This is a genomic window from Thermostichus sp. OS-CIW-20 (genome assembly GCF_054061455.1).
Map to the genome: position 1 here is coordinate 140,530 of NZ_JBSSEF010000001.1, position 13,602 is coordinate 154,131.

A 13,602-nucleotide genomic window follows, 5' to 3' on the forward strand; every position below is an offset into this window, starting at 1 on the left:
GTGGGAGTTTGCCTGTGGACGATCGTCCTGGCGGTGCAGATTTGCTTTGGGAAACCAGTTCCCTGCGCCCTCCCACTGGCGCCCGCGACTTTTTGCCGCGGGAAGTCCAGCGGCGGGAAAGGCTAGGGGCGCAGCTAACCCAGGTTTTTCGCCGTTACGGCTACCAACGTATCATCACGCCCACCCTGGAACGGCTAGAGACGCTACTGGCTGGGGGATCCATCCGCGCCGAGGCAGTGCTGCAGTTGCGGGACGGGGAAGGGACAATGCTGGGGTTGCGCCCGGAATTCACCGCTTCCATCGTGCGGGCAGCAGCCACGCGTCTGGCCAGCGGGCCCCTGCCGCTGCGGCTTTACTACCACGGCAACGTGTTCCGCAATAGCCGGCGGGAGGAGGGCTCCTACAGCAGCCAGGAGTTTTTCCAGTCAGGGGTGGAGCTCATCGGCGCGGGCGGATGGCTAGCCGACGCTGAGATCTTGCTGCTTTTAGCCGATTGCGTGCGCGCTGTTGGCCTCAGCAACTGGACATTGCTGTTGGGAGATGTGAGCCTGACTGAGAGCCTGCTTAACTCTGTTACTCCCAAGGCCCAGGCGGCGGTGCGCCGTGCCATTGCCCAGCTTGACTACGTTTACCTAGAAGCGGCTCCGCTGCCAGAGGCGGCCCGCCAGATTGGCCTGCAGATTCTGGGATTGCGTGGCCAGCCGGAACAGGTTCTACCTCAGCTGGCCCAGCTTCCTGTGTCGCCGGAGCGGCTGCGAGATCTGCGGCAGTTGTGCCAGATTCTGGAAGCCCAGCAAGTGCGGGTGGTGTTGGATCTGAGCTTGCTGCAAACCTTGGCCTACTACACCGGCATTGTCTTCCAAGCAGTGGTGGGGGGAGAAATCATCGCCTTAGGCGGGCGCTACGACCGGCTCTATGCCCTCTATAGCCCACAGCAACTGGAGCAGCCAGGGATCGGCTTTACCCTCCTGCCGGATACCCTGCTGCGGCTTTTGCCCCCCACTCCCCAGGACGAGGCAACGGGGTGCAAGCGGTTGGTGGTGCCACTGGTGCCGGCAGGGATCCCGGCGGCGCTGGCCTTGGCCGCCCGCTGGCGCGAGTCAGAGGCGGTGGAGCTGGAGTTGCTGGATCGGACGCCCGAAGAGATCGAGGCCTACGCCCGCCGCTGCCGGATCCCGGAGATTGCCTGGGTGCAGGCCGATGGCAGCTACCACATCTCCCCCGTCAAATATCCAGAGCCGCCAGATCCAACTGGGCACTGTGGGCCTCGATGAACTCCCGACGCGGCCCGACGGCATCCCCCATCAGGATGGTGAAAATGCGATCGGCTTCGGCTGCGTCTTCGATGGTGATCTGCTTGAGGACGCGCGTTGCCGGGTTCATGGTGGTTTCCCAAAGCTGCTCCGGCATCATTTCCCCCAAGCCCTTGAAGCGCTGGATGGTGTACTTGGTGTTGGCCGGCAGGCTGCGCAGGACTTGCTCTTTCTCGGCCTCGTTGTAGCAGTAGCGCACGTTGTTGCGGCCCCACTCGATCTTGTAAAGCGGCGGACAGGCAATGTAGACGTAGCCCTGCTCCAAAAGCGCCTTCTGATAGCGGTAAAAGAAGGTGAGCAGCAGGGTGCGGATGTGGCTGCCGTCCACGTCGGCGTCGGTCATGAGGATGATGCGGTGGTAGCGCAGTTGGCTGGGATCGAACTCCTCGCCCTTGACCCCCAGGCCCAGCGCTGTGATCATGGCCTGAATCTCGGCGTTTTTGTAGATCTTGGCGGGATCCGCCTTCTCGATGTTGAGGATCTTGCCCCGCAAAGGCAGCACCGCCTGAAACTGGCGATCCCGTCCCTGCTTGGCGCTGCCCCCTGCCGAGTCGCCCTCCACCAAGTACACCTCCGACTCCGCCGGATCCCGGCAACTGCAGTCGGCCAGTTTCCCCGGCAGGGTGGAAGATTCCAGGGCAGACTTACGGCGCACCAGCTCCCGGGCCCGACGGGCCGCCTCGGCCGCGTTGAAGGACTGGATGGCCTTCTCGACGATCCCCCTGGCCACGTTGGGGTTGAACTCTAGGTATTCTGTAAGGGCTTCCGAGACAAGGGTCTGGACAATGCCCCGCACCTCGGTGTTGCCCAGCTTGGTTTTGGTCTGCCCCTCAAACTCAGGGTTGGGCACCTTGACTGCAAGGATGGCGGTCAGCCCCTCCCGCACATTTTCTCCCGCCAGGTTGCTGTCGGAGTCCTTGAGTTTGTTGAGCTTGCGGGCTTGGCTGTTGATGGTGAGGGTAAGGGCGGTCTTCAATCCCTCCAAGTGGGTGCCCCCCTCAGTGGTGCGGATGTTGTTGGCAAAGCCAATCAAGGTATCGGTGTAGACATCCGCGCACCACTGCAATGCCGCTTCTACCTCGACGCCATCCCGCTCCCCGCGCACATAGATAATATCGGGGTGGATGGGGGTTTTTTCGTGGTTGATGAAGGCCACATATTCCTTAATGCCGCCGGCAAATTGATAGACTTCGCGGTGAGGCGGATCCCGCCGCAGATCGCTGAAGATGATTTTCAAGCCGGCATTGAGGTAGGCCAGCTCGCGCAAGCGGGCCGCCAACAGGCTGTAGTCAAACTCCCGCTCCGGGAAGATGAGCTCATCCGGCTTAAAGCGCACCTCCGTGCCCCGCCGCTGGGCACCGGCAGGCTGCGGCTCGGACTGAAGGGATCCCACCACCGCCCCTCGCTCGAAGCGCTGGAAGTAAACCTTGCCCTCCCGCCAGACTCTGGCCTCCAACCACTCGGAGAGGGCATTCACCACCGATACCCCAACGCCGTGCAGCCCCCCGGAGACCTTGTAGCCGCCGCCGCCGAATTTGCCGCCAGCGTGCAACACAGTCATGACCGTCACCAGCGCCGACTGCCCGGTCTTGGGGTGGATGTCTACCGGGATGCCGCGGCCATTGTCCAGCACCGATACCGAGCCATCGGGGTGGAGAGTAACCTCAATTTCGTTGCAGTAGCCAGCCAGAGCTTCATCGACGGAGTTGTCCACCACCTCGTACACCAGGTGGTGCAATCCCTTCGGCCCAGTGGAGCCAATGTACATGCCAGGCCGCCTGCGCACAGCCTCCAAGCCTTCCAAAACTTGGATCTGCTCTGCACCGTAGTTCTCCGTCATTCGTAACTCCAATCCCGAAGAGAGATCCCGGCCCCCGCCGACCTAAACCCAGAGAAATTGACGCCAGAAGCCAGAGATAATCCAAATGCCAAAAACCTGCCCCCATAATAGCACAAAAGGCTAAAACGGCCACACAGCCGCTTCTGAGGGCAAACTTTAGCAGGGGATGCAGGGATGGAGATCAGTTTCTTGCCCGATCCTGGCCGAGAAAGCTCTCCACCAATCCCGGTGGCGGCTGCACCTGCAGCTCACCTTTTTCCAAATCCACAACCGGCACCAGAGCCTTCACAAAGGGGATCAACACCTGCCGCTTGTCGGGGGTGGCGATCTCCAGCACGTCTTGGCCAGCGGCCCAGATGGCCGAGACATGCCCCAGCAGCCGCCCTTGATGGTAAACGGCCAGGCCGATGAGATCGGAGTAGTGGTACTCCTCCGGCTCGAGGGGCAGGCGCTGGGAAGCCGGCACCAACACCTTAGCTCCCACCCAAGCCTCTGCCGCCGTCCGATCGGGAATTCCTTCCAGCCGCACCAGGTATAGGCCCTTGGCGGGAAAAAACTGCCCCTCGATCAAAGGATGCAACAGAGGCTCCGGATCGCTATCCCGCTGCAGCCAGCGCGGCCCTGGCTCGGTAAGGCGCTCCGGAAAATCCGACCAGCACTTAACCCGCAGCCAGCCCCGCAGTCCATGAGCAGCCACCACCTGCCCCACCAGCAGCCAAGCGGTATCCCTTGAAGCTACCATAGCTGTCGCTGCTAGTCGAGCTGAGGAAAGTTCACCTCGGTCGGGAAAGCCGTGGAGCTGCCCAACTTTTGGGAAGCCCCGGAAGCGCGGGATCCCTGTTCTCCCTTGGCCACATCCACCATAGAGAGCAACCCTTGCAGGGTAGCGGGGATGGAATTGGGATCCATAAAGATCACCTTCGAGCTGGGGCTACTGCCCACCTTGAGACCCATATCGATGTAGTTTTGCGCCATCAAGTATTGCAGCGCGTTGGCTGCCTCTGGGTTTTCCTGCAAAGTGGCGGCAATGGTTTTGATGGCCTCAGCCGTGCCCTCGGCTAGGAGCAGCCGCTCGCGCTTCTCAGCTTCTGCTCGCAACAACTGCGCCTTGGCAGCCCCCGCCGCTTGGTTGATGCTGGCCTGCTGCTCCCCCTCGGATTTGAGAATGGCCGCTCGCTTCTCCCGCTCGGCAGCCATCTGCTTTTCCATCGAGTCCTGCACGGTTTTGGAGGGCTGAATATCTCGAACTTCCACGCGGGTGATCTTGATCCCCCAGGGATCGGTGGCCTCGTCCAGTTCTGTCAAAAGGCGGGCGTTGATCTCGGCGCGGGAGGAGAAGGTCTGATCTAGATCCATGCGGCCAATTTCGGCCCGCAGGGCCGTCAGCACCAAGTTCACCAAAGCCCGCTGTACATCCTCTACTGCATAGCGAGCCTTGATCATATCCGTAATGCGCCAATAGACCACCGCATCCGCCATCAAAGAAACGTTGTCGCTGGTGATGCACTGCTGCGGCGGCACGTCCAACACCTTCTCGCGAATGGTTTCCTGGAACACAATCCTGTCGATGGGAGGAAAAATGACGTGCAGCCCGGGTGTTAGCTTGCGGTGAAACCGGCCCAGACGTTCTACCAGCGCCTCATAGCCCTGGCTGATGATCTTGACGGAGTTAAACAGGTAACCGAGGAAGATCAGGGCGATTGCCGCTAAGATGCCTGGCATAAGACGTCTCTCCTGAGTGGAAGCTTTGCCTCTTATCTTAGACGATTGTTCTCTGGGCTTGTCGGCCTTGACCTCGAGGCCCCTGAAGGCGGAGACTCTTTCTGGCTTTTTCCTAAAATTTTAAGGTTTGATGTCTTGACCCATACCTCATTGACCGGTGGGGGCAACCGGAAAGACTGAAAAGCACCTAAAGGGAGTCTGTCTATGAAACTAAACAGCAAGAACCTAGAAGTTGGCTTGAACAAAACCTACGACGTCATTGTCGCCGGTGGCGGCGCAGGGGGGCTGTCGGCGGCAATCTATCTGACTCGCTATGGCTTGAGTTGTCTGGTGGTGGAAAAAGGCAAAGGCCGATCTTTTTGGATGCAGGATCTGCGCAATTATCTGGGCCTGCCGCCAAACACGCCAGGACGAGAGCTGTTGCGACAGGGAAGGGAGCACGCCCTCAGCTTGGGGGTGGACTATCTATGGGGCTATGTGGAAAATGTGAAGGATGAGGGAGACCTTTTTGCCGTCAAGGTCAAGGTGGGAAAAGTCAACAGCCTCTACCCCGTTTTTCGCAGCAAGTATTTGATCGCGGCAACAGGCATCATCGATCATCTGCCGCAATTGCCGGACATGCAAAATGTTTACGACTATGCCGGCTATTCATTGCATGTCTGTATGATTTGCGATGGCTACGAAATGCGGGATCAAAAGGCAGTTTTAATCGTCGGCTCAGAGGCTCAAATCAACACTGCCTTTGTCCTCAACTGGTTTACGCCTTATATCTCGGTGTTGACTCACGGCCTCTGCTCGGTCGGCCCTGAAATGCGCCAAAAACTGGCCGAGCACGGCTATCCCCTTTACGAATCTCCCATCCGCCGCTTTCTGGGCGAGAACCACCAGATGCGCGGTGTAGAGCTCGCGGATGGCACCTACATCGAGGCAACTACCGGCCTGGTGGCCATGGGAGCCAAGTACCACAACGACTATTTGAAAGGGATCCCCAACTTGCAGTGGCAGGGCGAAAACCTCGTGACCGACGAGTGGTGCCGCACCACCCATCCGCGGCTGTTCGCGGTAGGAGATTTGAAGCAAGGCCTCAATCAGGTGGCGATTGCGGTTGCTGACGGAGCGCTGGCGGCCACAGCCATTTGGCGGGACATCCGCCGAGCCTCCCCTGCTCGTCAATGGGAAGAGCGCCTGCGCTCTTAGTTTGGGCTCATTCCGCCCTCTTGAGGGAGCTGGGATGGCCCTTTGCCCTATGATTGTTGCGAAGCCCCGAGAAACTCCCATGCGTTCTCTGAAAGCGGCGATCTTTTTTTTGGTTTTCCTATTGGTGGGGCTGCAGTACTGCGCGGTGGAGGCCCAGTCTTTTTTTGATCTAAAGCTGACTCTAACCTCAGAATACGATCCTGTTCTCCCGATCGAGAGCGTTCGGGTTGTGCGCGGCAGCCCTCCCCAAGACCTGCTGGTTTACCTATCGGCTCCTTCTGCTGCCTGGGTTTACCAAGAGCGGGTAAATGGGCATTACTTGATCGATATTCCCTATGCGGTGATTACGCCCTCGACCGCTGTTGAGGTTCCTAGGGAGCTGCCCTACCGGCTGAGCTGGGGCAACCGAGACGAACAGACTGGGCGCCTGCTGATCACCCCTGCACCTGCCCAGGTAGAGGTCTTTTTGCAGCATGGCTGGACAGCGGATCCCACTTTGCTCGATCCGCTGGAAAATAGCCGGCCTTTGCAACTGCCTTTGGAAGAGGCGCTCGGGCCTTTGTTGGAAGTGCCACCTCGCTCTGCCTTTCTCACCATTGACGATGGACCTTGGCCGCAGTCCACCCCTCGCCTTTTAGAGGTTTTGGATCAGCTACAGATTCCGGCCACCTTCTTTCTCATCGGCAATCACGTTTCTCGCTTTCCAGAGTTGGCCAAAGCCATTCAAACCCACGACCACACTATAGCCAACCACACGTTTACTCACGACTATCGACGCCTCTATAGCAGCGACGAGATATTCTATGCCGAGGTGGATCAGACAACCCAACTGCTCAAGACGTTGGGCTTGGATCCCCAACTGGTGGTTCGCCCACCGGGCGGTTTTCGCTTAGACTCTGCTTTGCGTCGCGCTTTGGAACAGGCAGGGTATCAGGTTCTCTACTGGAACCTTAGTCCTGAGGATGCCTATGCCGGCCAAACAGTAGACCAGCTTTTGCAGCGGGTTCGATCCCAGTTGTCGGTGATGAAAGCCTCTGAACAACCCCTGGTTTTGCTGCTGCACGACCGCTGGCCCCATACTGCAGAAGCTTTGCCGGAGATCGTTGCTGCCGTTGAAGAGGCGGGCTATCGCTTTTTGCCCTGGCCCACTTCTAGAGATTCTGCTTGAGGGAACTGCCAACTGTCTCTTAAGCAAAACCGGGCAATCTCTTAAAATCTTAGGGTCGAGGAGTGGGGAAGTATGCGAAAGCCCTTGGATTTCTGGGGTCGGATAAGTTGGGGAGCAGCCTTGGCTCTGGCGCTACCCCTTGCTGTTAACTCTGCCCACCCCCAGCCGCTGCTTCCGCTGTTGCCGGCTGTTTCTGAGGGAGGCACCGCGCGCGAGGGAGTAGTTGCCCTCTTTCGTCAATCCATCTGGTGGGAGTTCATCCGCGGCAATCGCGGCCAAAACCTGCGCCTGTTTGCGGCCAGCCTCACCGCTTCCGATCGGCAGGATGTGGTGGCCGTGTTTGAAATCCAGCGGCAGCCGACAGTGGAGCCGGTGGTGCGCGTTCTCAGCTTCGCCCATCAGGGAGGATACGATTTTCGCCTGCTCCATGCGGCTGAGCCGATCCCCGGACGGCTGGTGGAGGCGCACCTGCGCACCGACATTACCTCCAGCGCCCAGCCCAAGCTGGTACTGCTCACCGAGCGAGGGGGAATCAGCCTGCTGCGGTCTGTCTTGATCTTGGAACACCAGCCGGAGGGGTTTGTGCCGCTGCTGAGCGTAACCGATTTAAGCAATGCCAGCTTGCGGGTCAGCTCCCAAGGGCTCCTGGTCATCTCCAGCGTGCCGGGATCCAACCGCGACTCGCGCGCCACCCTCTACCAGTGGGAGGGAGATGGCTTTGTCCGCCGCGATCTGTAACATCCCAAGTCTTCCGATTGGCGACGAGACAATAGACCGCTGGGATTCGTTCCAAATTGCCACAAAGCAGTCCCTTGCAACTCCCCTCTCCCACTGGGAGAGGGGTCGGGGGTGAGGGGAGACTCCCACTGGGAGAGGGGTCGGGGCTGCGGGAAATGTCTCTAGTCTATTGAGGAGGGCCAGAGAGCTGTTGAGCCTGCCAGCAGGCGCCTAGGCTGGGCGCTTGGCCCACCTGCCAGAGAAACAGGCTTTCGGCTCCCAGGGGATGCAGGCTCCAGGGATCCAGGCCAGGCCCAAACCAGCCGTAGGGATCGACGGGGGCGGGTTGGCCGGAGTTGGTTGGGTTGAGACGGCGCACCTCGAAATGGAGATGGGGCCCGCTGGCACAGCCGCTGTCGCCCGACAGGCCGATCACCTCCCCGGCGGCTACCCTCTGTCCCTCCTGCACCTGGATTTGGCTGAGGTGGGCGTAGAGGGTTTCCAAGCCAGCTGGCTCGTGCAGAATGCGCACCCGCAACCCCCTGACCGGGCGACCCAAGGCAGGGCAGAAAAACGCTGGCTCCGGACGCGCTACGGTAACCCGTCCTGGGGCGGCGGCCAGGATGGGGGTGCCCACCGGCATGGCCCAGTCATAGCCGGCATGGCCATCGCTTTTGCCGCAGGGGTGCAGCGGGCCAGGGATCCAGACTTGGCCTTGCCCACTGACAAACCGTCCGTTGCCATCCTCCTCCCCCAAGGGCAAGTCGTGGTCGAAGAGGTTGGTGACGGGAAATTCCCCGACAAAGGGCTTGTGCAAAAACGGCCACTGGGGCGGCGGCGGATCCCCATTAGAAGAGCGATGGCTCTCCAGCGCCAACCGATAGTGCTCCAGATCCTGACGCTGGGCGGGATCTGGGGACCGCTGCAGCAGAAGATCCACCAGGCGCAAGGCCTGAGCCCAGTCCCGGCGCTCCACAGCCCGCCTCAACTGAGCGTACACTCCCCTCAGGGATCCCTCTGACCAAGAGGAGCTCTGCGGAAAACCAGGCAGGATGTTTACGAATTGATACAATAGGCAGCAAAATATCAGCAGGCCTACCCTGGTCAGGCCAGGCAGTTTGCTTTGGCCATCCGCTTTTCTCCTCAGCCGCTGCTCAAGCGGTGGGGTAGCGAGGCGGCTCTGATCAACCACCCTACGGGAGCTTCTCATGCGTTGGCTGTTCTCCTCGTTATCCTCTGGTGTCCTTGTTAGCCTGCCTTTCCGGTTTTCTGATAGGCGAGGTGTTCTCCTTGGGTTTGGGTCAATCTGGCAGCGGTTGGAGGCTTTGGCGCTGGGCTTGCACATTCTCTCCTTGCTCTTCGGGCTGGTGGGCCTACTGTGGGTAGTACCGCATCCCGAGTGGGTGGCCAGTTTACCCCCCATTGGTCTGCAGGCCTTCTCTTGGAGCATGGGCAATGGCGGCGTGGCCTACATGGTGTCTGGAGCGCTGGCGGCGGCTTTGATGGGATCCCGGCTGTTGGGGGTGCGGCGCCTGTTGATGTTTTTGATCCCGGCGGTGGGCATTTCCTTGGCCAGCGAGCTGCTGGGCACCAGCACCGGGATCCCTTTTGGCGACTACGGCTACCTGAGCGGGCTGGGCTACAAGATCGCCGGACTGGTTCCCTTCACGATCCCTTTGTCTTGGTTTTACGTGGGGCTGTCGTCCTACCTGTTGGCGCGGGTGGCGTTGCAAGCGGGGCGCCATTGGCTGATCCACTGCGAGGCCATCCTGTTGGGGGCGCTGCTGCTCACCGCCTGGGACTTCGTGCTGGATCCGGCCATGACCCGCGGCCTGATCCCCTTTTGGACGTGGTTCCAGCCGGGGCCCTTTTTCGGCATGCCGCTGCAAAACTTCGGCGGTTGGATGCTCACCGGAGCTGCCTTTATGACCGCGGCCAACCTCCTTTGGGGGAAAGATCAGCCGGTCTTGAACCGCCGCCAGTTGCTGGGGCCGCTGCTGCTCTATGTAGCCAATTTTGCCTTTGCCCTGCTGATGAGCGTAGGATCCGGCATTGTCGCGCCAGCAGGGCTGGGGCTCTTGCTGGGATTGGGGCCAGCTGTGGGGTTGTGGTGGAGCGCTCCGCCGGATCCTGAGGCTCCCTCGCAGCCTGAGTTGGCCGCGCAAGAAGCTGGGGATCGCCAGTGGGCGGGGGCGAAGTAGGTCGCCTAGGGTCTCGGCGCCGTTTTTTTCGGGCTGCCCTGCCACAGGCCAACCAACAAGCAGGCCACCCCCACGTTGATGGCCACGTCCGCCACGTTAAAGACGGGGAAGCCAATCCAGACGAAGTTGAAAAAATCCACCACATAGCCGTTGAGAAAGCGGTCGATGCCGTTCCCCATCGCTCCTGCCCAGACCAAGCCGTAGCCCACCTGTTCCCAACGGCCCAGGCTGCTGCCGCGAATCCCCAGCAGCGCCAGCGCCACCGCTACCCCCAGCGAGACCCACTTGAGGAACTCTGCCGAATCGGCAAATAGGCTCCAAGCGGCGCCGGTATTTTCCACATAGGTAAGGTGAAACACCCCTGGCCACAGCTCGATTTCCGGCCCCGGCAGCAGCCGCTCCACCGCCCAGCGCTTGCTCGCCTGATCCAGGAGCAACCCCAGGATCCCGGCCAGCCAAAAGCCCGTGTTTTTCATGCTTTTTCACCTCACTACGTCCACCGGCAAGAGCGCTCAGAGGAGCACTTTTCCCATCCTGACATCCTCTCTTCTTTTGTGAGCGGCAAACCGCAGGAGCAAGGTTGGGGAGGGTGGAATAGAAAGCCAGGGAGCCTCAGGCCAGCAATTGTCTGCCTGGAGGGCAAAACAAAGAAAAGCGTCCGGCTAGCTGAGCCGGACGGGGATCCTACAGTCTAGAGGAGAGGAAAAGAGCAGCTACCGCCCCCGCTGCTCCAGGGATCGGCGCAACTCGCTGGCCATCTGTATAAACTCTTGCGGATTGCCCGCCTTGCCGTAGGAGGAGCGATCTTGAACCTTTTTGCCGCTACCTTGGCGGGTGCGGGTGTTGATCAGAGAGCTGGCCATTTCCAGAAACTTGGCAGGGTTCCCTTCGCTGCTGCCCCGCATCACAAAGGTTCGTCCGGCACGAGTCACTGCCATAGCTACCTCGATTCTCAGAAACGAAATGCTTGTTCACATCTTCCCACAAGGATCCCAAACCCGCCAGGCCCAGCGCCCTATTGGAGATAGCCGTGGCTTCTCAGGCTTTGCATCACCAAGTCGATACATTCAGAGATGCTTTGCTCGGCGGTTTTGCAGACCACCTCTGGATATTCTGGCGGCTCGTAGGGGTCGTCGATGCCGGTGAAGTGCCGGATGAGGCCTGCCCGCGCTTTGCGGTAGAGGCCTTTCACATCGCGCTGTTCACAAACTTCCAGGGGGGCGTCCACAAAGACTTCGATGAAGTTGCCGATCTGCTGCCGCACCTCCTGCCGGGTGGCGCGATAGGGGGAGATGGCCGACACCAGCACGATCACCCCGTGGCGGGTCAGCATCTCTGCCACAAAGCCGATGCGACGAACGTTCTCATCCCGATCCGCCCTGCTGAAGCCCAGTTCCTTGCTGAGGTGTTGCCGCACCAGGTCTCCATCGAGCACTTCCACCGGCAACCCCAAAGCCTGTAACTGCTGGGCGACACCGCAGCTCAGGGTGGTTTTGCCCGCGCCGCTGAGCCCCGTAAACCAGACCGTTACCCCCCGCCGCCCCATGGGTGTAGATCCCTTCTCCTTGGGCTTTGCCAGAATATCATCCCCCGCCCAGAGTGATACACTCGAGACATTGTCCATTCTCCCTCTGCCATGCCGCCGCTAAGCGCTTCTCTTGTCGACTTGGGCTCCGGGACAACCGCCGAGCTGTTCGACCGGCATGTGATGTCCACCTACGCTCGCTATCCTTTGACCCTGGTGCGGGGGGAAGGCTGCCGGGTTTGGGACGAAGAAGGGCGCGAGTACCTGGATTTTGTGGCTGGCATTGCCACCTGCACGCTGGGCCATGCCCACCCCGCTTGGATCCAGGCGCTGACTCAGCAAGCGCAACAGTTGCACCATGTTTCCAACCTCTACTACAACCGGCCCCAGGCGCAACTGGCCCAATGGCTGACCCAGCACTCCTGTGCCGATAAGGTTTTTTTCTGCAACTCAGGGGCAGAGGCCAACGAAGGCGCCATCAAGCTGGCCCGCAAATATGCCCATACGGTGCGCGGGATCCAAGATCCGGTGATCCTCACCGCCCAGGCTAGCTTTCATGGACGCACCCTGGCTGCCCTCACCGCTACCGGCCAGCCGAAATACCAAAAAGACTTTGCCCCGCTGGTGCCCGGCTTCGACTACGTTCCCTACAACGATATCGAGGGTACGGCGGCAGTGCTGGAGCGTTGGGGCGAGCGGGTGTGTGCCGTGCTGCTGGAGCCGCTGCAGGGAGAAGGAGGGGTTGTGCCCGGGGATCCCGCCTACTTTCAGTGGCTGCGCCGGGTCTGTAGCGAGCGGGGCATCTTGCTGATGTTGGACGAGGTACAGGTGGGGCTGGGCCGCACCGGCAGGCTCTGGGGCTACTGCAACCTGGGGATAGAGCCGGATGTGTTTACCCTGGCCAAGGGCCTGGCGGGCGGGATCCCAATTGGCGCCCTCCTGGCCAAAGACTTTTGCGCCGTGTTCCAGCCGGGGGATCACGCCAGCACCTTCGGCGGCAACCCCCTGGCCTGTGCGGTTGGCCTGGCGGTCTGCCACACCCTGATGGTCGAGAGCCTGGTTTGGAATGCCCAGCAGACAGGAGCCCATCTGCGCCAGGGTCTATCTCGCTTGGCCAAGCAGTTCCCGCAGCTTGTGCAGGAGGTGCGCGGCTGGGGCCTGATCCAGGGCCTGGTGATGCGGATCCCGGCGGCTGAGGTGGTCAGGGCGGCCCTGGAGCGAGGGCTGTTGCTGGTGCCGGCGGGATCCCAGGTGGTGCGCTTGGTGCCCCCCTTGATCGTCACGCCTGCGGAAATTGACGAGGCGCTGGCGCGGCTGGAATCGGCTCTGCAGAGCTTGGCCCTTGGCAATAGCGGGACGGAGTCCTAGCCCTGGCAGACCTGCTGCAAAAAGGCTTGCAGCCGCTGGCGGGCCTCCTGGGGCAGGGGATCCCCGGCCTGCTCCAGCAGCGGCAGCACCTCCTCGGCGTAGGCCGGGACAAAGCCGGCAGCCGGCCAGAGCAAATCCGAGGTGGATCGCAGGTTCCAAACTTGGGATCCCTGCTTGAGCAACAGGGGTCGCACCCAAAGCAGAGCTGGGGATCCCGCCTCAAGATTGTGAAGAGAAACCTGAATCAGCTCCACGTAGAGGGTGGCCTGCGACCCCGGCAAGGCTAGGATGGGGCGGGGTGAGGTGAGGACACTCCCTACTTCCGTCCTCCCAGCAGGCAGAGGACGTCCCCTAATGGGGAGATCCTCACCAGAGCCACATTGAGCGGGCAGACAGGGCCACAGAGTCATGGAACGGCTGGCTTCCGCTTAGGAAAGTTGAGACCAACTACACCTGATCTTAAGGGATGCCTTCTCAGGTTCTGCGAGGGGATCCCAGATTGCCCATGGTGCTAGTCTTGCAGGCAAGGCTCCTCCAAATTCCTGGAAACC

Annotated in this window: 14 protein-coding genes; 6 read left to right on the forward strand and 8 right to left on the reverse strand. The window is 60.6% G+C overall.

The genetic code is table 11. The features are described 5' to 3' along the window. Window positions 1–14: 14 nt before the first annotated feature. Window positions 15–1,274: an ATP phosphoribosyltransferase regulatory subunit gene (locus tag ACVWXC_RS00640; RefSeq protein ID WP_457391212.1), complete on the forward strand. Its 1,260-nt coding sequence runs from the start codon at window positions 15–17 to the stop codon at window positions 1,272–1,274. Here ACVWXC_RS00640 and gyrB read toward each other — a convergent pair. From gyrB to ACVWXC_RS00655, 3 genes are all read right to left on the reverse strand, one after another. After that, window positions 1,225–3,153 carry a DNA topoisomerase (ATP-hydrolyzing) subunit B gene (gene gyrB / locus ACVWXC_RS00645; RefSeq protein WP_011430367.1) on the reverse strand — a complete coding sequence of 643 codons (1,929 nt, stop codon included), beginning with the start codon at window positions 3,151–3,153 and terminating at the stop codon, window positions 1,225–1,227. The genes ACVWXC_RS00640 and gyrB overlap by 50 nt on opposite strands. 181 nt (window positions 3,154–3,334) lie before the next feature. After that, window positions 3,335–3,895, reverse strand: a complete 561-nt coding sequence (gene rimM / locus ACVWXC_RS00650) for a ribosome maturation factor RimM (RefSeq protein WP_011430368.1) — start codon at window positions 3,893–3,895, stop codon at window positions 3,335–3,337. 11 nt (window positions 3,896–3,906) lie between these two features. After that, on the reverse strand, window positions 3,907–4,875 hold the full coding sequence (locus ACVWXC_RS00655; protein ID WP_011430369.1) for an SPFH domain-containing protein: 969 nt from the start codon (window positions 4,873–4,875) through the stop codon (window positions 3,907–3,909). A gap of 204 nt (window positions 4,876–5,079) precedes the next feature. Here ACVWXC_RS00655 and ACVWXC_RS00660 point away from each other — a divergent pair, with 204 nt between their 5' ends. The 3 genes from ACVWXC_RS00660 to ACVWXC_RS00670 all read left to right on the forward strand — a co-directional run bounded on the left by ACVWXC_RS00660 (window position 5,080) and on the right by ACVWXC_RS00670 (window position 7,978). Continuing rightward, window positions 5,080–6,072, forward strand: a complete 993-nt coding sequence (locus ACVWXC_RS00660) for an NAD(P)/FAD-dependent oxidoreductase (protein ID WP_457391215.1) — start codon at window positions 5,080–5,082, stop codon at window positions 6,070–6,072. A gap of 79 nt (window positions 6,073–6,151) precedes the next feature. Further along, on the forward strand, window positions 6,152–7,240 hold the full coding sequence (locus tag ACVWXC_RS00665; RefSeq protein WP_099887460.1) for a polysaccharide deacetylase family protein: 1,089 nt from the start codon (window positions 6,152–6,154) through the stop codon (window positions 7,238–7,240). A 120-nt stretch (window positions 7,241–7,360) separates the two neighbouring features. Beyond that, window positions 7,361–7,978, forward strand: a complete 618-nt coding sequence (locus ACVWXC_RS00670; protein ID WP_228375208.1) for a hypothetical protein — start codon at window positions 7,361–7,363, stop codon at window positions 7,976–7,978. 166 nt (window positions 7,979–8,144) lie between these two features. On the opposite strand, the gene ACVWXC_RS00675 is transcribed toward ACVWXC_RS00670, so the two are convergent. Further along, window positions 8,145–9,029, reverse strand: a complete 885-nt coding sequence (locus tag ACVWXC_RS00675) for a M23 family metallopeptidase (RefSeq protein WP_228375209.1) — start codon at window positions 9,027–9,029, stop codon at window positions 8,145–8,147. A 244-nt stretch (window positions 9,030–9,273) separates the two neighbouring features. Between ACVWXC_RS00675 and ACVWXC_RS00680 the strand changes: the two genes are divergently transcribed. Beyond that, window positions 9,274–10,158, forward strand: a complete 885-nt coding sequence (locus ACVWXC_RS00680) for a carotenoid biosynthesis protein (protein ID WP_228375211.1) — start codon at window positions 9,274–9,276, stop codon at window positions 10,156–10,158. 5 nt (window positions 10,159–10,163) lie between these two features. Here the strand turns inward: ACVWXC_RS00680 and lspA are convergent, their stop codons facing one another. From lspA to cysC, 3 genes are all read right to left on the reverse strand, one after another. Next, entirely contained in the window at window positions 10,164–10,634 is a 471-nt protein-coding gene (gene lspA, locus ACVWXC_RS00685) for a signal peptidase II (protein WP_457391218.1), read from the reverse strand. A 237-nt stretch (window positions 10,635–10,871) separates the two neighbouring features. Continuing rightward, window positions 10,872–11,096 carry a hypothetical protein gene (locus tag ACVWXC_RS00690; protein WP_011430377.1) on the reverse strand — a complete coding sequence of 75 codons (225 nt, stop codon included), beginning with the start codon at window positions 11,094–11,096 and terminating at the stop codon, window positions 10,872–10,874. 77 nt (window positions 11,097–11,173) lie between these two features. Continuing rightward, complete coding sequence (gene cysC / locus ACVWXC_RS00695) at window positions 11,174–11,704, reverse strand: adenylyl-sulfate kinase (protein ID WP_011430378.1); 531 nt, start codon at window positions 11,702–11,704, stop codon at window positions 11,174–11,176. 90 nt (window positions 11,705–11,794) lie between these two features. Here cysC and ACVWXC_RS00700 point away from each other — a divergent pair, with 90 nt between their 5' ends. Then, entirely contained in the window at window positions 11,795–13,051 is a 1,257-nt protein-coding gene (locus ACVWXC_RS00700; protein ID WP_099812087.1) for an aspartate aminotransferase family protein, read from the forward strand. Here ACVWXC_RS00700 and ACVWXC_RS00705 read toward each other — a convergent pair. After that, window positions 13,048–13,461, reverse strand: coding sequence for a hypothetical protein (locus ACVWXC_RS00705; RefSeq protein ID WP_011430380.1), 414 nt, complete (start codon window positions 13,459–13,461; stop codon window positions 13,048–13,050). The genes ACVWXC_RS00700 and ACVWXC_RS00705 overlap by 4 nt on opposite strands. Window positions 13,462–13,602: the final 141 nt, after the last annotated feature.